General features: G+C 47.8%; 17 protein-coding genes and 1 pseudogene. 5 read left to right on the top strand and 13 right to left on the bottom strand.

Annotated elements, in window-relative coordinates:
* Nucleotides 1-8: 8 nt before the first annotated feature.
* From DW769_RS09575 to DW769_RS09640, 13 genes are all read right to left on the bottom strand, one after another.
* Entirely contained in the window at nucleotides 9-1,013 is a 1,005-nt protein-coding gene (locus DW769_RS09575) for a bifunctional lytic transglycosylase/C40 family peptidase (RefSeq protein WP_118298619.1), read from the bottom strand.
* Nucleotides 1,010-3,340 carry a CD3337/EF1877 family mobilome membrane protein gene (locus DW769_RS09580; RefSeq protein ID WP_118298620.1) on the bottom strand — a complete coding sequence of 777 codons (2,331 nt, stop codon included), beginning with the start codon at nucleotides 3,338-3,340 and terminating at the stop codon, nucleotides 1,010-1,012. Before DW769_RS09580 ends, DW769_RS09575 begins: the two co-directional genes overlap by 4 nt.
* Nucleotides 3,340-5,790 carry an ATP-binding protein gene (locus DW769_RS09585; RefSeq protein WP_118298621.1) on the bottom strand — a complete coding sequence of 817 codons (2,451 nt, stop codon included), beginning with the start codon at nucleotides 5,788-5,790 and terminating at the stop codon, nucleotides 3,340-3,342. The genes DW769_RS09580 and DW769_RS09585 overlap by 1 nt, the downstream gene beginning before the upstream one ends.
* Nucleotides 5,774-6,166: a conjugal transfer protein gene (locus DW769_RS09590; protein WP_077715683.1), complete on the bottom strand. Its 393-nt coding sequence runs from the start codon at nucleotides 6,164-6,166 to the stop codon at nucleotides 5,774-5,776. The genes DW769_RS09585 and DW769_RS09590 overlap by 17 nt, the downstream gene beginning before the upstream one ends.
* A 93-nt stretch (nucleotides 6,167-6,259) precedes the next feature.
* Nucleotides 6,260-6,748 (bottom strand): antirestriction protein ArdA, encoded by a 489-nt coding sequence (locus DW769_RS09595; protein ID WP_173879910.1) that lies wholly within the window; start codon nucleotides 6,746-6,748, stop codon nucleotides 6,260-6,262.
* Nucleotides 6,749-6,773: 25 nt separating this feature from the next.
* Nucleotides 6,774-7,268 (bottom strand): antirestriction protein ArdA, encoded by a 495-nt coding sequence (locus DW769_RS09600; RefSeq protein WP_118298660.1) that lies wholly within the window; start codon nucleotides 7,266-7,268, stop codon nucleotides 6,774-6,776.
* Between the two features lie 73 nt (nucleotides 7,269-7,341).
* Nucleotides 7,342-7,848 (bottom strand): superinfection exclusion B family protein, encoded by a 507-nt coding sequence (locus DW769_RS09605; protein ID WP_118298622.1) that lies wholly within the window; start codon nucleotides 7,846-7,848, stop codon nucleotides 7,342-7,344.
* Between the two features lie 185 nt (nucleotides 7,849-8,033).
* On the bottom strand, nucleotides 8,034-8,255 hold the full coding sequence (locus tag DW769_RS09610; protein ID WP_002570387.1) for a hypothetical protein: 222 nt from the start codon (nucleotides 8,253-8,255) through the stop codon (nucleotides 8,034-8,036).
* A gap of 51 nt (nucleotides 8,256-8,306) precedes the next feature.
* Nucleotides 8,307-9,530, bottom strand: a complete 1,224-nt coding sequence (gene mobT, locus DW769_RS09615) for a MobT family relaxase (RefSeq protein WP_118298661.1) — start codon at nucleotides 9,528-9,530, stop codon at nucleotides 8,307-8,309.
* 151 nt (nucleotides 9,531-9,681) lie between these two features.
* Nucleotides 9,682-11,079 carry an FtsK/SpoIIIE domain-containing protein gene (locus DW769_RS09625; protein WP_118298623.1) on the bottom strand — a complete coding sequence of 466 codons (1,398 nt, stop codon included), beginning with the start codon at nucleotides 11,077-11,079 and terminating at the stop codon, nucleotides 9,682-9,684.
* A 23-nt stretch (nucleotides 11,080-11,102) separates the two neighbouring features.
* The gene (locus DW769_RS09630) at nucleotides 11,103-11,348 is read right to left on the bottom strand and encodes a hypothetical protein (RefSeq protein WP_103900071.1); all 246 of its coding nucleotides are present in this window, start codon (nucleotides 11,346-11,348) and stop codon (nucleotides 11,103-11,105) included.
* A gap of 2 nt (nucleotides 11,349-11,350) precedes the next feature.
* Nucleotides 11,351-11,728: a YdcP family protein gene (locus DW769_RS09635; RefSeq protein ID WP_118298624.1), complete on the bottom strand. Its 378-nt coding sequence runs from the start codon at nucleotides 11,726-11,728 to the stop codon at nucleotides 11,351-11,353.
* Between the two features lie 21 nt (nucleotides 11,729-11,749).
* A complete protein-coding gene (locus DW769_RS09640) occupies nucleotides 11,750-12,064 on the bottom strand; it encodes a YdcP family protein (RefSeq protein ID WP_103900069.1) in 315 nt (104 codons plus the stop codon).
* 229 nt (nucleotides 12,065-12,293) lie between these two features.
* Here DW769_RS09640 and DW769_RS17290 point away from each other — a divergent pair.
* The 5 genes and pseudogenes from DW769_RS17290 to acpP all read left to right on the top strand — a co-directional run.
* Nucleotides 12,294-12,551, top strand: a pseudogene (locus DW769_RS17290) (manganese catalase family protein); the annotation flags it as partial.
* A gap of 165 nt (nucleotides 12,552-12,716) precedes the next feature.
* Nucleotides 12,717-12,887 (top strand): hypothetical protein, encoded by a 171-nt coding sequence (locus tag DW769_RS16430; protein WP_156327612.1) that lies wholly within the window; start codon nucleotides 12,717-12,719, stop codon nucleotides 12,885-12,887.
* A 188-nt stretch (nucleotides 12,888-13,075) separates the two neighbouring features.
* Complete coding sequence (locus DW769_RS09650; RefSeq protein ID WP_118750319.1) at nucleotides 13,076-14,923, top strand: glycerophosphodiester phosphodiesterase; 1,848 nt, start codon at nucleotides 13,076-13,078, stop codon at nucleotides 14,921-14,923.
* Nucleotides 14,924-14,953: 30 nt separating this feature from the next.
* Nucleotides 14,954-16,186 (top strand): FtsW/RodA/SpoVE family cell cycle protein, encoded by a 1,233-nt coding sequence (locus DW769_RS09655; protein ID WP_118750320.1) that lies wholly within the window; start codon nucleotides 14,954-14,956, stop codon nucleotides 16,184-16,186.
* 95 nt (nucleotides 16,187-16,281) lie between these two features.
* On the top strand, nucleotides 16,282-16,515 hold the full coding sequence (acpP, locus tag DW769_RS09660; protein ID WP_022462712.1) for an acyl carrier protein: 234 nt from the start codon (nucleotides 16,282-16,284) through the stop codon (nucleotides 16,513-16,515).
* Nucleotides 16,516-16,646 lie beyond the last annotated feature (131 nt).

A 16,646-nucleotide genomic window follows, 5' to 3' on the forward strand; every position in this document is an offset into this window, starting at 1 on the left:
ATCCTTTCTTATTGTTTGATTCGTCCGGCTCCGGCAAGGTGCTGTTGCCAGTAGGAGCCTGTCAGGTCTGCGTAACCAATGGGATTTCCGGCATGGTACATCCGGTTATTTCCCACATACAGCCCCACATGGGTGATGTAGGTTCCGGCGTTGTAGGTGGAGTGGAAAAAGACTAAATCCCCTGCTTTTGCTTCGGACAGGGGGATGTGCTGCGTCACATTGTACTGTTCCTGTGCTGTCCGTGGCAGGGCGATTCCTGCCTTGCCATAGCACCACTGCACCAGTCCCGAACAGTCAAAGGAAGTGGAGGGGGAATCGCCCCCATACACATACGTCCAGCCCTCATACTTTAAGGCTTCCTCCATGATAGCCTGTACCGTTTCATCATCAAACTGTGCCACGGTCAGGTATTGCGATACCAAGAGGACATAGAACATATTTCCATAGGAATACCGCCAGCCCCCGTTTTTCTCTACCGCAACAGGGTTGGTGTAGGTGACTTTCTTTCCGCCGGATTTGTCCCTTGCGAAGCTTTCTGCCAGTTCAAAGGTGTATTTTTTTCCGTGTACTGCCACATAGTCTAGGAAACCGCCGCCGTAATTATAGGATTGAATCACGCTGTTTAAGTCACAGCCCTTTGTTTCTGCCGCTGCGAGCAGTTCCGAGAAATACTTGCAGCCCTGTTTGATGGATTCCTCTGTACTAAGGGAGTTCGGGGGAAGCCCCAGAGATTCCGAGGACTGCATAACGTCTTCCAGCGTGCCGCCGGATTCCACCTGAATGATGGCGAGCAGCACATTTAAGTATTCCTCTATGCCATATTCCCTTGCATACTTTTCCAGCATAGGCTTATGGGCGAGGACTTCCTGTGATACGCTCACGCCCCCATAGATAAGGTTTCCGCCGCTTCCGCCGTCTTCCTCATCCGAGAAGACAATCACCACCAAAAGGAGCAGGGAGAACATCATCACGAACACGCCGGAACAGGCAAAGAAAAGGTGTCTTAACTTCATGGTTTCTCCCCTTTCTTTTGTTTGGCAGCCGCTGTTACCGTTTTTGTCCACTCCTTTCTGGCGGTGGTACGCCGGATGGTAAAGTTCGATTCTTTTACCGCAGGGGCAGCCCGTTTTCTTTCCGGTATCACAGGAGCCGTATTTGCCTTTTGTCTTTCCTCTGGTTTGTCTGGGGAAGCCGGAGGGAGTATCTGGCGTTCTGTCCTTGCAGACGGTAGCTGTTCATGGTGGATGGAAGCTGCCTTTACTACCGGAACCGAAGCCCGTTCTGCCACAGTTCCCCCATAAGGAACCTGTCCCCGTTCCCTGATGGATGGGGAAACCGGCTGCATGGCTGGTTTTCCTGTATGAGTGGTATCTGCATGATGTCGGAAATCTTCCGGCTGCTTTGCAGTAACAGGGCGTTCATGGACGGGAGCCGCCCCTTTGGGGGATTCGGAAGCTGTCTGTTGCGGCTGTTTTGCCTGTTCCAGTTCCGCCCTGCGTTCTGCAATGGTCTGTCTGCGGCTTTCTGCCTGTGCGTTCCGCTGTTCGGCTCTGGCAGTTCGGGTCTGGGTCACGCTGGAAGTAAAATCCCGTACTCCCTCTGATACCTGTGTTTTCCCGTGGTAAAGGGCGTACTTTGCATTGACAGGCAAATCCTTTGCCTGCTCCCGAAGCTGTCCGGCAGTATCGGCTATCTTATCTTTGGTATCTGCCACCGCACCCACAGCAGAGCCAGCCCGTTTCCATGCAGATTCCTTTTCTGGTGCTGCCCGTCCGTTTGGTCGGGTGTGGTCTGCCTGTGTATTTTTGGAAGTACCGGAGTTGGAAGCATTTCTCTGGTCTGGGCTAGCTTGTTTCCCTGCGTGGTATGCAGCCGTTCCAGCCCCAAGAGCTGCCACAGAACGCCCTAACTTATGCTGTAAACGGTGCATATGGGCGTGCATGAGCATACGGGGTCTTCGCATGATACGGCTCCCCATGCTTTGGGAATCCCCACTCTGTAAGGAGAACATCCCCATCAAATCCCCCAGCTTAAAATAAATTCCGGCAAAGGTCACTATCTGCAAGAACGCCGTCAGGAAGAACGGATATTCCCCAGACAGGTTGTAGAGCATGGTGGAAATGCTGAACGCTACCGTGATAATCAGGGTGATTCCGGCTCTGGTAAGGATGGTATTGAACAGTTTTGTAATGGCACGTTTGGACATCCCCTCAAAAGAGGGAACCATGCTAAGGAGGAAGCTCACAGGCAGGAACATGGCGTAGATGATAAAAAGCACCTGTGAAAAAATCATTATCCCTGTGAGCAGGAATACAAAAACGGAGATACCGATATTGAACATGAACAGGAAGAAGACGGTTCCCAAGCGGTTGATGGTCTTTGTGATGGTAAGGTTGGTATTTTCCCTGTCTTCGATTTCCTCCACCACGATTTCTTCCCTGTCCTGCCCGTTGTTTTCGTCTGGACTGGTTGAGAGCAGGTGTTCCACACGGTCAGCCCCAATACTTTCCACATCCGAGTTGCCGTATTGCAGCAGGAGCCACGGCTGTTTGACCTGAATGGAAAACAGGCTGTCCCGTATCAAATCCACACTGTCTTTTCCCTGGCTTTCCGAGTTTGGCAGCACAATCTTTGTGCCAAGGGTCAGGCTGGCATTGCTGATGTCTGCGGAAAATTCATTGATTTTCCCGATATAATCAGGAGCATAGGCGATAAAGGCAGCGGACAGCACGAACACCACCACGAAATTCACAACGGCATGGATGGCTTTTGTGGTTTCCCGTTTGATAAGCCCTGTGTAGGCAACGTAAATCCCCACCACCAGAATGAGAATCAGCAGGAACCCGATATAAAATCCCTCCGAGGACAAGCCGCCTGTGGTAACGCCTGCCAAGGTCTGCATATTTTTCCCAATGGAATCCGCCGTAGAGGAAATGAAGTCCAACGAGTAGGCTTCCTGAATCAGATACCCTGTGGCGTTGGAAAGGTACAGGCTGATTGTCCAGATAAAATTTGTGATGGCATACAGCCCGTACATCACCTGTTTTCCGATACCGTCCAGCCAGTTCCACGGGAGCCAGTCCCATCCGCTGTCCACATAAAAATCAAGCTGGTAGTTGTCCAGAGGGTATTTGCTGTATTCGTTGGCAGCGTCCACCGTATCATCCACCAGTCCGGCAGCGTGGGCGGCTGTGCCGAAGACTGCAAGCAACAGGAGGATGAGCAGGAGTGCCAGAAGCACCCTGCCAATCAATTTTCCTGCTATTTTCCAAGACAAGCCCTTTTTTGCTGAATAGGGAACAGGGAGTTGCTGCCCGTTGGAAGTTCTATGTATCACCATCAATCCACCTCTTTTCTCATGGGCGGTCTGGTATCAAAGGCATGGAACAGGTCTTCAAAGATAGGATGGAACTGTATCACTCCCACACGCCCGTACAAATCACTGATAAGGCACTGCCCGTTTTCCAAGTCACGGAGCCGCTTCTGGTTGTTTTCATCTTCGGAATCCACCCCAAAAAAGGCGAGGGTCTTCTTGATTTCGTTGATGTCTGTGGAACGGAACGCAAACTTCAAGCCCAGATTGTTTTTCAGCTTTTCATCCAGCAAATCGTCCGTGTTCTGGGTGACAAAGTAAACGCCTGCGTTCATGGCACGTCCGGCACGAACCAGCTTCATAGAGAGGGTCTTGCCCTGTGCCACCTGTAAGAAGCTCCATGCTTCATCCAAATCCACAATCTTAAACACGCTGCGGTCGGTGTGGATAAAGTCGAGGGCAAAGGTGCTGATTACAATGAGCATTGCCACGGAAAGCAGCTCCATTGTGGTGTATTCTTCAAACGAGGTTTCTTTATCCGGCAGCACCAAATCCGCCACCTGAATGATATTGAGCTGCTTTTCAAGGCTGATGGACTGTGTGACATCCCCATCCGAAAAGAGCAGGTGTGCAAAGTCATAGTCCGTAAAGGATTCGATATGGTCGGCTATGCTGGTGCTGATGGTGGTTCCCTCCGCCCGAAGTTCCTCAATCACTTTGAAAAGTCCCCGTTCCTCACTGTTTGTCACTGCACGGATGGCTTTCCGAAGAACAGGGAACTTTTCCCCGTCACGGCTGGAAATGCCGGTTAAAAAGGTCAGGATGTCGATTGCCAGTGATTCGGAATCCTTTGGGTTCTCCATAATCACATAGGGGTCAAGTAAGCCCCTGTTCTGTTCCTCTGAGGTCAGGTTTACGATATTGATTTCATGGGCGATTTCCGGCAGGGTTTCTTTCCAGCGTCCCCGTTCCGCTTTCGGGTCAACAATGAGAGCCTGTGCCCCAAATAGTACGGAATAATAGACAATCATGTTGTTGCTGAATGATTTTCCACCGCCGAGGGAGCCGACAAAAGCGGCAGCAAGGGCGTTGGTAACAGAGCCTTTTACCCCTTGACTGGCAAGGGCAGGTTTTAAGTACACATTTCTTCCTGTATCAAGGCTGTACCCGATATAAATACCCTCTGGTTCCCCCAACATCTGGGTTGCTCCGAAACCAAGACCAGCGAGGAAGTCACTGGTGACATACTGGATGTAATCGTTCAGATACCGTTTGCTGGCAGGGAGAAATTCCCCATGCAGCCCTAGCATATCCCCAAAGGGGCGAACCAGCTTCACGTTCAAATCGTCATAAAAATCTTTCACCTCATTGCAACGGCGTTTCAGTTCCTCCAAGTCGGGAGCCGTCACACGCACCACATAGGACAGCTTATACATGGATTCCTTACTCTGGTCTAAGGTGGATTCCAGCTCATTTACGCTGTCTAAAGCGTCCACCACGTTTGTGCTGGTTTCGCTGTCATTCTGCCATGCGTGGTTATCCAAATCTTTCAGCTCTTTTTTCTTGTTCCGCACCGTGGAGAGGGCTTTCCGGTTTGTGACAATCTCCACATTCATAGAGGTATCAATGGGAAAGGTGAATTGCTGCTGCTGATAGTAAAAGATTTCCGAGGATGGGAAGTCCAGTTCCCCCACAATGCTGTTGATGGTGAAGTAGGCGGCATAGACCGTCCCGTCTTCCTGTTCGATTTTCAGATACCGCTGGTTTTCCTCTATCAGACAACGGGTGGGTTTGATGAGGTCATAGTATTTCACCAGCGTTTCCTCCTGAAACCGTTTTTTCGGAAGATAATACTCATAATCTTCGTAGGCGGTTCCGGTCTGCCCGTATAAATGCTCAATCAGATAGCCAAAATCGTCCTTATCAAGCCGCCGGACTTTAAAGCGGCGTGAGATTTTATTCTCTAACAGTTTTTCCATCTTCTGAAACCGCCAGATTTCCTCATTGCTCATGGAAACAAAATCCCCCATGAGTTTGTGGTTGACTTCATGGAGAAAATCGGAAACGGCGGTCTTTGCTTCCCTGCGGAACTGCTTCATGGTGACTTCCTGCTCATTGACAAGCAGCTTGAAGCCGATAAAAAAGCGGTAGTCCACCTGATTTTCCCCTATCATGGAAATCAGGGCTTCGGTCTGTGCGTCAATCTTTGCACAGGCAATATCTTTTAACTTGCCTGTTACTTCCTGTTTGGAGCGTTCCTGTGCTGCCCGTATGCTGGATTCGGTGCTGATTTGCAGGGCGTGAATCTTCCCGTCCCTGTTCTGGGCGATAAGCTGCCGGAAGGAATCGTGTACCTGATATTTCTGTTCGGGGCTTAAAAAAGAATAGTTGTAGGGAAGCAGCTCATAGTAAGCAAAGCACTCCCCGTCATGGTTGAACACAAGGTTATTTTCGATATATTTAATCGGATATGCCATAAATATCACTCCTTACTGCCGTGATGGGCTGTGCCGGATATTCCTTTTCCAGCTTCACGGGCTTTCCTGCATAGGTCAGTTTCGGGCGTACCAGATATGCCAGTACGGATTTCAGGAAGCCGTAAGGCTTCTTCCCGTCAAAGGTCTTCTGGCACATGAACCAAGTGAGGGCAAAGGGTACGCCGAAGTATTTCAAAAATGCCCCGTCAATGAACGAAAGGGGAGGGAGGTTCCCTAAGAGTATCACTGCAAACACCGATACCACGAACCACGCCATCTGCGTAAATGTGATGGGGAATGGCAGCTTAAAATCATTGATGGAATAGAGTACCTTTTCCACCGACCAGATACTGGTATAGCTTCGTATTTTCTTCATGTTGTCCGTCCTTTCTAAAAGATGGGGGCAGCAAACGAGCTGCCCCTGAATCAAAAAATCCGCCTGTATTTCCTGAAAGAGATACAGACGGGTCTACCGTAAGATTTCATATACGCCGTGGTTTGTGGCAACAAAGGTTCCCTCCAATTCCATGTCACGCCCATAGGCGGCGTAGTCGATATAGTTTTGTAAGTGTGCCGGAAGTTCGCCAAGCTGTCCGCTTTCTTCCAGATAGCAGCGAGCCACATCCGCCATATCATCACAGCCGGAATGGCAGATAATATCGTCTTCATGCTCACAGAGTTCTTCGATACTGCCAAAGTAGGATTGCAGCTCTGATAGTTCCTCCTGAATGTACTCCGGTAAGTCCTCCACCATTTCACACAGGCGGTTGACTTCTTCAATGGGGGTATATTCGTCAATCTCAAAGGGCAGCTCATAATCATGGATGGCGTATTCCTCATATTCATCATTCAAACCGATACGTTCCTTGACTTCCTCAAAGTCCACAGGCGGCGTGAACCATGCCCCGACCAGTTCGCCCTCATTGTATTTTCCTAAGTTGGCAATGTAAATCCGCATTTCCTCCAAGTTCTTCTACCTCCTTTTAGCGGTAATAAAAGATACCATTGCCCGTAAACAGGTAGTTTTCGCTGGTTTCCAGTTCCCGACCAATGGCAGCGTAGTCGATATGGTTCAACAGGTCTGGATGTACTTCTCCAAATAGCTGTACCTCCTGCACCAGATAACGGGCGAGGGATTCCCCGTCCTGCACCGGATAGCAGCGTATCTGGTCTTTGTGGTCGATAAATTCCGTAAAGCTGGAAAACCACCGTTTTTGTACCACATCCATTTCATAATAGAGGGGCGTTCCCTGCATTTCCTGTACCATCCGGCAAAGGGCGTTGATTTCCCAGAGCCTTGTGTTGCCCTCCAATGGAAAGGGCAGCTCATAGTCTTCAATTTCGATTTCTTCCTCACTCTGAACCCCAAGACGTTCCCTGATTTCTTCAAAATCCACAGGGCAGGAAAACCATGCCCCAGGATATGCCTCAAAATCTTCATGGTAAAACAGTGTGGTGTTCAGGATGTAGATTCTCATTTCCTCAATCAGTATCACGTCCTTTCTTAGAACAAAAAATGGCAACTAACTTTGTTTGTCAGTTGCCATTTTTCTAATAAAATATTCGCTTTAATTCTTCATTACTATTGATTTTTTTAATTACCCAAGGTTGTAAAAAATAATTGATTTGTGGGTCTAACATACTTACTAAATGAGTTTGTCCGGCAGGGGTTAATATTTGTAAATGTTGAAGTTCTATTACTAATCCATTGTTCATGGGTAATGGCAGGGTGTGAGTTGGTTCACGTAAAAACTCCCGAATGATTGTCACCTGTTCTGGTGTCATATTTTTCAAATATTTAATCTGAGCAGTTCCTAATCTCTTAGAAGCATACTTGTCATAAAAGAAATGAAAAATTTTAGATAGTAATAAAACGATTAGTAAAGCTGTGGAAATCACAAAAACAATGCCTATTGTAAAACCATATTTTTCTCGAAAATTTATAATATAAAACTTTTGGGCTAACTTTTGAGGCAATAATAATAATGTACCACTGGCAATAGATAAAGCTCCTAAAATGTTCGGTGGTAATTTCAAAAAATCAATAAAATCCTTCATACATTTCCTCCACTTTCAATTACTATTAAAGAAATTATACCACCATTCTTAGTTTATCTCAATTATCATACACTATCATATTACATCTTCTTTCTTTTGGGGAGTTACGCTCCCCAAGCCCCTAGTGGACTTCCGCCATGAAGCAATCAGAGCTTGCTCCATAACGGAAGTGTAAAATGGGTTTCCTATGCACCGATAATCTTATTGAACAGTTCCAGTAAGATGTCCTTTACACCGTCCGCATTGAAGACCAGACCGACCGCTACGAGGGAAACTACTAAAAAGCCGATAAGTTTGGAAAATTCCCTCTTAAATCCGAGGTACAGTCCAATCACCACGATTGCCAGCAGCACAAGGGACTGGGCGTTGGATAAAAACCAGTTGTAAAGATTCTGTCCGAAATTCATAAAAGCTCCTTTCTTTCCTGTAAGATTTCTTAGGTTCTAAAATTGCCGCCGTTAAAGCACCACCTCCTTTGCAGCGGCGGCTTGCTGCTTCAGGATTTTTTCATGCTTCTCCGTCAGCCTTGCATGGGTGATGATGTCATGGACAATCTGGGTGTGGTTCATCTTATCCAGACGGAGAGCCAGCTTTAACGTGGGGGCTACCTGATGGGAGAGCCAGTGCAGGGTGCGTTCAAAGGAATAGGGTTCCGGTTTGGTTGTCAGTTTCAGGCTTCCCCTGTGTTCCCCCATAAACCACGCCCATTCCTCATTGATACGCCAGTCAGAACGGGGCTTCGTATCGTCCCTGTCCACGAACCGGACATAGCGGTTGATGATTTGAAACGCTGTCCGTTCTGGATTGTCATGTTCTAACAGGTCACGGATGGCGTAAAAGGCACGCTCATTTTTCAGCCGGATTTCAAAGCGGTTCTTTACCTCTGCGTCCGCAATGGGAATATCGTGCTTTTTGTACTGCTCATAGTCTTTTTCATAAATGCAGAAGTACACCTCACTTTGGAGGGAGCCGATATACAGGGTGTTCCCCATACATTCTTTTTCCTCACACCGTACCAGTTCGCCGCTGCGGTAGCTTTTAAAGCTGCGAAAGACCGAGATACATTCTTCATTCCGGCACTTCTCTGTCAGATGGGGAATGTTCAGGATTCCCGTTTTGTCATTGATGGCGAGGTCAAGCCGTTTCATCACGCCGTCCTCCATGAGAACATCCATGAAAAACTCATACCAGCTCCGTTCCTGTGCCAGCAGATAGCTTTCAAACTGGCGGCAGCCACGCCCTTTCAGTTCCAGCAGCACCCCTTTTTCCAGTTCCGGCGATACCAGAACGAAAATATCACCCAGGTAGTAATGCTCTGTGTAAGAATAGAAGCCGTAGTCTTCATGGATAAAGTAAGGCAGCTTTAGCCGCAGCACGTCTTCCACGATATGCTTCACATCCGTAGTAGGAAAGCGAATCCGAACATAGTCAAAGAGCATTTCAAGGGGATTGTCTGGATTGAAGCGTTCCAGAGCTTCTGAGATGGCTTCCTGTAATGCTTCGGATGGGTGAGCCTTGCCCGTTTCAATATCGCTCAGGTACGGACGGGTGATTCCGGCAGCTAACGCAAGTTTCTGTTGTGAGATGCCGTAAACTTCCCGTTTTTCTTTGATGTCCTGTACCCATGTTTCTTCATTCAGTGAAAATCCCTCCTGTCTAAAAAAGCGTATGTCAACTTTCAGAGTCTTGTTGACATACGCCGGATATGGGAGAATCCCTTGTGTATCGTGGGATTCTGCCCTGTTGTTTGATTGTTGCCTGTCGATTTGTACCCCTCTGTTAGATACGAGGGGTTCATGCTGGCGTGCCTTGCGGCACACCAGCCACAGCAGGTCAGTCCGTTTCTGCGGCTTTCGCTTCGCACGCCGCCTGCACTTCCTGCCTGCTGTCTATCAGTTTTTTTATTTCTTTGAGGAAATCGTGTCCTTTTGGCACAAAGGGCGTGTAAAATTCCGAGATAACGCTGGTTCCCACATCCACATAGCCACGCCCTTTTATCTGCTTTAGGAAGAAATCCTTTGTGGTTTCCCCGAACATCATTCCATAGCCCATTTCCGACATCCGCCCCAGAGCCACACGGAAATTAAACTGGTCACGGATTCCGTCCCCCAGATACTTTGCGTCTGGACGCTGGCAGGCGAGAATCAGGAAGAAGCCAGCCTGCCGCCCAAGCATAACGATTTGTTTTAATTTGTTGAGGACAGCGGCATTTTCCTTTGTGCCGAGCATTTCCATAAATGCTACATATTCATCAAAGATAAGGAAATTTGCAGGAAGCCCCAGATAAGCGTAATTTTCCCCTGTCCGGTAATTCTCCATGAGCTTCATGTCTTCGCTGCGTTTCATCATTTCTTCATAGAAACGGTCAATGCAGTCGAGTATATCTTCCTTTTTGTAGTACACATCCGGCATAACCGCCTGTAAATCCGCAAGGTCGGCGTTCTTTGGGTCTAACACGAACAGGACGGCGTTGGTGCGGAGCAGGGCTTCAATGAGGGTCAGGATGAAGTAGGTCTTTCCGCCGCCGGTTCCTCCGGCAATGAGCATATGGGGGAGCTTGTCATACTCCCACCAGACATTTTCCATGAGCCGGAGCCTGCCGTCCTTTGCCTGTACATCCTCAATGGAGATACGGTTCGCAATGGTATCATAGAGCAGGGTGTACTCCACATAGGAATCCTTTAATTCCTTATCCGTCAGCTCACAGTACAAGCCGCTTTCCAGCTTTCTCTCCAAGTTTAAGAGCTGTTCCTGATATTTCCCCAAGGTGATTTCCACACGGATATGGAGCAAGCCTTGTTTCATCCGGTAGTAGATTTTGGGAAAGTAAGTGATGGTTTCTTTGGAACGGCTGGAAGACAAGTCCTTGAAAAAAGCGTCCTCCTTTCTCTGCTCCGATTCATACCACTTGTTTTCCAACACCATCCTTGCCAGCTTTTGGCGGTGGATGAGCTGCTTTACTTCATCCCTGCGGTATCGCCAGAACAGAAGAACTGCTGTAAGGCACACCAGTCCTGCCACGCCCATGCTAAATAGCAGATAAGGGATATTTACATCCTGTACTATCTGGGAGAGGGACACTTCCTGCCAGTTGGTTCCGGCAATCTGCCCGATATGAAACAGCAGGACAACCAGCAGGAAGACAGGGAGCAGAGAAGCAAGGGCAGTATAGAATACAAGGTCTTTATCCGTGGGACGGATACGTTTTCCACGGGGGAAAAGCTGTTTCATGGGAACAATCCTCCTTTCCGTGATTAAAAATAGCCCATATAAAGCAGCGAATATCCTTTCTTGTTGTCTTCCATATGGGCTTGAAATAAAAAAGTATAGCCGGACAACTCCCTGCACAGACATTCCGGCATATAAACTGCCAGATTTTCCGGCGGCTGATAATCTTCTAGGGCTTCGATAAGAAGCTGACCTGCCATCCAGCAGTATTCCGGCAGAGAAACCAGCCGGAAGTCCTGTTCGTATTCTTCATATCCAGTAATTGCGTCCATACTTATTTTTCTGTTGGCGGTTCTTTCTTTGGTGATTGCGGATTCATGGCAGCACATTTTTTCAGAACAATATCATCAGCCTTGATGTACCAGTCCACCTCTGCTCCCTGAAAGGTAGCCGTTGCCACGGTATCTGCCACAGGATGGATAATTTCCACCTCTGCGTTGTAATCGAACTCCTTTAATGGCACGCTGGCAGGGATAGAAACCTGAATCATACGCCCCTGTCCTCTGGATTTTAAGTCATAGGTACGCTCCTTGATTTCTTCTGATACCGAGCCGTCTTCATTCTGGAGGTGAACCTCACGGCGGAGGGCAGAAAATTTCAATGCCCCGAATGTTGCTTCCTTGTCAATCACGATTCCGTTTGCTAATCTCATAGTCTGATGTCCTCCTTTTCCTTACGCTTTTATCATATCATCAGCGTGTAAAATGTAGTTGGTAAAGCCCCTTGTGCCGATTTTATAGCCCTCTGCGGTGATACGGGGATTGACGAGCTTCACACGTTCCTCAAAGTTAAAATGTTTCTCTCCGGCTTCGGCAGGGAGGATAACCACAATATCATCCGCCCTCTGTACGTCTGAATAAAGGTTGAAGCTGCGAGAGAGTACCGCCATGCGTCCGTTGATTCTTCTCTGTTCTGTTTTGTCTTCTCCGGCAAACTCCAAGTTGCCGAATGTTTTTTCCATGTTGGGGATAACGAATTTTAATTCCATATAGATGTACCTGTCCTTTCTGAATGTTGTGTTTGATGGTTGGTTTCGGGTTCCGGTCTGGAAGCCGGAGGGGAACGCTCCGGCGGTGGTGATTTCTTCGTGGTATCACATCCTTTCTGGCTTTAGAGTAAAAAAATAGACGCTCATTTCTGAACGTCTGAATTGATACACTGGAAAGGCGGAATATCTGCTTTACCCTCTATATTTTTGTATATGTTGTACTTACAAGGTCGCCCCAGAACAGAAAGCCCGGTCAACGTACGACAACATCCTTCGCTTGGTAAAAGATCCGGAGGTAGCTGATCCGATTCGTTTCCTGCGGGCGCGTGAAGTTGTGCATTTCCAGCGTTTTGGTGAAGCACTGCGTTCTGTACAGGACGAATTGAATTCGAAGAACTTTTATGCGTTTAATCCGTCGTTTGATGCAAAGACTTTCTGTGCGGCACCGCAGCCAGGGGCAGGTCAGGGGAATTGCTGCACAAGATAGTAAATTAAAAATCAAAGAACAGCACACCACTGGAAAATCCCATCTGAAAAACAGGTGGGATTTTTTTGGTTTACAGTAAGAAAATCTTATCCAGTCGTAAATCATTATCCCATCATAATATAGAAAAAAGACTTTCAAAAACAGAACAGTCAGAAAGGATGTTCCATGGAAGCAATGAATTATGTAAAGCCCGAACTCATCGTCGTTGCGTTCGTGCTGTATTTTTTCGGTGTTGCTTTGCGGCAGGCACCGGATGCGGACAGCAGGATGGAAAAATCAGTAAGCAGCCCATCCGCCATGGTAAAAAAACTGCAGAAGTGGTGCAACCAGAAATAGAAAAAAGAATACTCAAAGACCCGGTTTTGTGTTATACTGGAAGATAGTTTAAAATGAACAGAAAGAAAAAGAGCTTCAAAAAAGACTCGAAGTGTCAAATGTAAAATACAAAAGAGAAAAAATAAAGGTAATTTTTGCATACAGATTCATCGGGGGGAATTGCGGCTGACAGGAGAGAACAACAGCAGATGAGAAAAAAGGCAGTAAAAAATGCAGGAATGATACGAATTTATCTGAATATGGCATGGAAACTTTTGCAGAAAAACCTGCTTAGCATCGTGATATTTGAGACGGTCTACTGCCTGTTTTCCAGCCAGCTGGTTTCAAGACTCGCCAATGCGGCGATCAACTTTTCCTTAAAACAGCTGGGAACGAGTTATATGACATCGGAAAACTTCAACAAGATCATGCTGCATCCGCTGACCCTTCTGTTGATTTTTGGAATTCTGCTTGTTTTCTTTTTCTGTATGCTGTTTGAAATCTATGCTGTCATGGCGGCTCTGGAGGCCTCCTGGAAACGAAAACGGATTTCCGTTCCTGTCATGATGCTTGCCGGCGGAAGAGGAGCTGCACAGTTTGTGCGTGCCCGCCCGTGGACCTGGTTTTTCTACATGGCAGCGAGCTTCCCGTACCTTTGGCTGCACAGCAGCTATAGCGCCATCCGCAGTATGAAACTGCTTCAGGTTTCCCTGACGAAGATTTTCAATGCCTTCCCGGCATACTGGATCCCGGTGGTGCTGACGATTCTGCTTGTCGCGTTCTCGTTTGTGTTTTCCTACACCATCCCGTTCCGGTGCATGATGACGGAAAAAGAGAAAAATACCCATCTGCGGGTGCGCCAGACACTGGAAAAACGCGTGCTGCGTGAGCTTGGCATCAACGTCTTTTTCCAGGTGATGATTTTTCTGATTACGTGGGTTTTGTATCTGATTTTCGGAACGGCTGTCGTTGCCTATGCAAAGCTGGTGAAAACGCCGTCTACCGTTGTCAGTACCGTCATCGTCTACGGTGACTGGGTCAAATCGACGATGAGCCTGATCGGCGGAGCGTTCGGCCTTATCGGAAGCATTACGTATCTGTATCTGATTTTTATCCGTTCCTCCCGAAAGGGCTACCAGAAGAGCCGGACAACGAAAAAGCCGAGCTCGAAGCTGGTACGCACCTTCTGCGGTCCGGTAACGGCGGTGGTTCTCACGATCGCCATGCTGGCGGGAGAAACGGTTTATCTTGTATATGCCATGCGCGCAACACGTGCAGAGGCAACGGCTTCCTCCCAGTATATTTCGGTGTCAGCGCACCGGGGCGGAGCCAGAAAAGCACCGGAAAATACGATGAGCGCGATCAAATATGCAGTGGACAGCATGTCGGATTACGCGGAGATCGATGTACAGGAGACGAGTGATGGTGAGATTGTCCTTATGCACGACACAAATCTGAGGCGGACAACCGGTCTGAATGCCAGCATCTGGACCCTGACCTACGATGAAATCAGCCAGCTCGATGCCGGTGTACGATTCAACAAAAAATTCCGCGGCGAGCAGATTCCGAAGCTGGAAGAAGTCATCGCGTACGCGAAAGGAAAAATCAACCTGAATATCGAAGTAAAATACAACGGCCACAACCAGAATATTGTCAAAAAAGTGGTGAAAATCATCGAGGACAATGACTTTGTGGATCAGTGTGTGCTGACTTCCATGAACTACAATTTCCTCAGGCAGGCAAAGAAAATCAATCCGGATATCAAGACCGGGTATACGATGAAAATGTCGTACGGAGGCCTGGAGGATATGGACGCGGCGGACTTCTTTTCTGTAAAATATACGTACATCACAGAAAGCTTTGTAGAGCATGCGCACAGTCTTGGTAAAGAAGTCTGTGCCTGGACGCTGAATTATCAGGGAGATATGCAGCGGATGGTCAACTGCGGCGTGGACAACATTATCACGGACGATCCGGAGCTGGTGCGTAAGGTTATCCTCGGAACGACCGACCGAAATCCGGGCTTTGTCAGCCTGCTTGGCTATGCACTGAAATAAATGGAGTAAAACAATGGAGGTGGAAACTTCATGGCAGAGAAAGTAAACATGCCATCCCAGAAGAAAGAAAAGAAGAAAAAGAGGAAGAAAAAACTTCCTTCGGATTTTTATGATTATAACCTGCTGGCCTGCACTATTTTGCTGGTCAGCTTCGGACTGATTATGCTGTACAGCGCGAGCGCCTACGAGGCGGCCAGTACATTCAAGGGAAATGATATGTATTATTTCACGCATCAGGCGGGATTTTCCGCCGGTGCGCTGGTGCTTGCAATTGTACTTTCCAGACGGGTAGATTACCATAAACCGTGGTTTTACTGGATGGCAGCTTTCATTTACTGGGGCAGTATCGCTTTGATGGCAGCCGTTAAATTCACGCCGCTCGGCTACGAGGCTTACGGTGCGAGAAGATGGCTCCGCATCAGCGGTTTCAGCATGCAGCCGGCCGAGCTTGGAAAAATCGGAATTATTATGTATCTGCCGTGCATCATACTGAAAATGGGAAAAAATATGCGTACCATCCGCGCAAAATTATTCATCCTGTTTCTCGGCATGATCCAGCTGGGAGCCGCATGGAAGCTGACGGACAACCTGAGTACCGGAATCATTCTCGGACTACTGGCCTGTGTCATTTTGTTCCTGGCGGACCCTGATGTGAAAAAATATCTCATCGGACTGCCGATTGTGCTGGTGATCGCGGCTGTCGTATATGTTGTGCTGAAAAATAATCTGCAGATCTTTGAGACGGCAAACGGCGGTTTTAGAGCCAACCGTGTGTACGAATGGCTTTCCGGCGGAAGTTACCAGATTCTGCAGGGACTCTATGCGATCGGCTCGGGCGGCTTTAAAGGAAAAGGACTTGGAAACAGTACGCAGAAGATCACGACCATTCCGGAGGCACAGAATGATATGATTTTTTCCATCATCTGCGAGGAACTCGGCATATTTGGCGCTCTTTTAGTGCTGCTGCTGTTCGGTTATCTTCTGTACCGTCTGTTTGTCATTGCGCAGAATGCGCCGGATGCGTACGGAATGCTGCTCACGAGCGGCGTTTTTGCCCATGTATCAATTCAGGTTATTTTAAATATTTGCGTAGTCCTGAATCTTATTCCGGCAACCGGAATCACGCTTCCGTTTATTAGTTACGGCGGAACTTCCGTAGCGTTTATGATTATTGAAATCGGTATTGCCCTGTGCGTTTCCCGCTTTATTGTCTTCCGCGATGGGCAGAACGCAGAACAGGGAGAGACAGCGGAAGAACAGTAAAAGTAGAAAAATCTATTGACAAATGCCGGAATAACAGATACACTTTTTTCGAAAGAAATACTGGCTGCCGGGTAGAGGCAGGAAGGAGCAGAATAATGTTAGAAAAGATAAAAGAAATTTTAGTAGAACAGCTCAACTGTGATGCAGACAGCATCAACGAAGATACCTCTTTTAAAGATGACCTGGGTGCAGATTCCCTGGATCTCTACGAGATGGTTATGGCATTAGAAGACGAGTACGGAATTGAAATCGACACCGACGAACTGACAGACCTTTCTACCGTCGGCGACTTTATGGAATATTTGAAACAGCACGGCGTAGAGGTCTGAAAAAGAGCATTGCCGCTGGCAAAAGTGGAAGGATGGTGCAGCTCGGAAGAAACGCCGGGCTGTTTTCCATTCTAAATAAATGGTGGAAGGGAACAGACAAAAGGATTGTTCCAGAAAAACCAGAAATCAGG

Source organism: Blautia sp. AM29-29, assembly GCF_003480555.1.
In the GTDB taxonomy this organism is placed as follows: domain Bacteria; phylum Bacillota; class Clostridia; order Lachnospirales; family Lachnospiraceae; genus Fusicatenibacter; species Fusicatenibacter saccharivorans.

Excerpts from the sequence above, each read along its gene's own strand:
- DW769_RS09575 (WP_118298619.1), bottom strand. The coding sequence starts at position 1,013 with ATGAAGTTAAGACACCTTTTCTTTGCCTGTTCCGGCGTGTTCGTGATG.
- DW769_RS09580 (WP_118298620.1), bottom strand. The coding sequence starts at position 3,340 with ATGGTGATACATAGAACTTCCAACGGGCAGCAACTCCCTGTTCCCTAT.
- DW769_RS09585 (WP_118298621.1), bottom strand. The coding sequence starts at position 5,790 with ATGGCATATCCGATTAAATATATCGAAAATAACCTTGTGTTCAACCAT.
- DW769_RS09590 (WP_077715683.1), bottom strand. The coding sequence starts at position 6,166 with ATGAAGAAAATACGAAGCTATACCAGTATCTGGTCGGTGGAAAAGGTA.
- DW769_RS09595 (WP_173879910.1), bottom strand. The coding sequence starts at position 6,748 with ATGCGGATTTACATTGCCAACTTAGGAAAATACAATGAGGGCGAACTG.
- DW769_RS09600 (WP_118298660.1), bottom strand. The coding sequence starts at position 7,268 with ATGAGAATCTACATCCTGAACACCACACTGTTTTACCATGAAGATTTT.
- DW769_RS09605 (WP_118298622.1), bottom strand. The coding sequence starts at position 7,848 with ATGAAGGATTTTATTGATTTTTTGAAATTACCACCGAACATTTTAGGA.
- DW769_RS09610 (WP_002570387.1), bottom strand. The coding sequence starts at position 8,255 with ATGAATTTCGGACAGAATCTTTACAACTGGTTTTTATCCAACGCCCAG.
- DW769_RS09625 (WP_118298623.1), bottom strand. The coding sequence starts at position 11,079 with ATGAAACAGCTTTTCCCCCGTGGAAAACGTATCCGTCCCACGGATAAA.
- DW769_RS09630 (WP_103900071.1), bottom strand. The coding sequence starts at position 11,348 with ATGGACGCAATTACTGGATATGAAGAATACGAACAGGACTTCCGGCTG.
- DW769_RS09635 (WP_118298624.1), bottom strand. The coding sequence starts at position 11,728 with ATGAGATTAGCAAACGGAATCGTGATTGACAAGGAAGCAACATTCGGG.
- DW769_RS09640 (WP_103900069.1), bottom strand. The coding sequence starts at position 12,064 with ATGGAATTAAAATTCGTTATCCCCAACATGGAAAAAACATTCGGCAAC.
- DW769_RS16430 (WP_156327612.1), top strand. The coding sequence starts at position 12,717 with ATGGAAGCAATGAATTATGTAAAGCCCGAACTCATCGTCGTTGCGTTC.
- DW769_RS09650 (WP_118750319.1), top strand. The coding sequence starts at position 13,076 with ATGAGAAAAAAGGCAGTAAAAAATGCAGGAATGATACGAATTTATCTG.
- DW769_RS09655 (WP_118750320.1), top strand. The coding sequence starts at position 14,954 with ATGGCAGAGAAAGTAAACATGCCATCCCAGAAGAAAGAAAAGAAGAAA.
- acpP (WP_022462712.1), top strand. The coding sequence starts at position 16,282 with ATGTTAGAAAAGATAAAAGAAATTTTAGTAGAACAGCTCAACTGTGAT.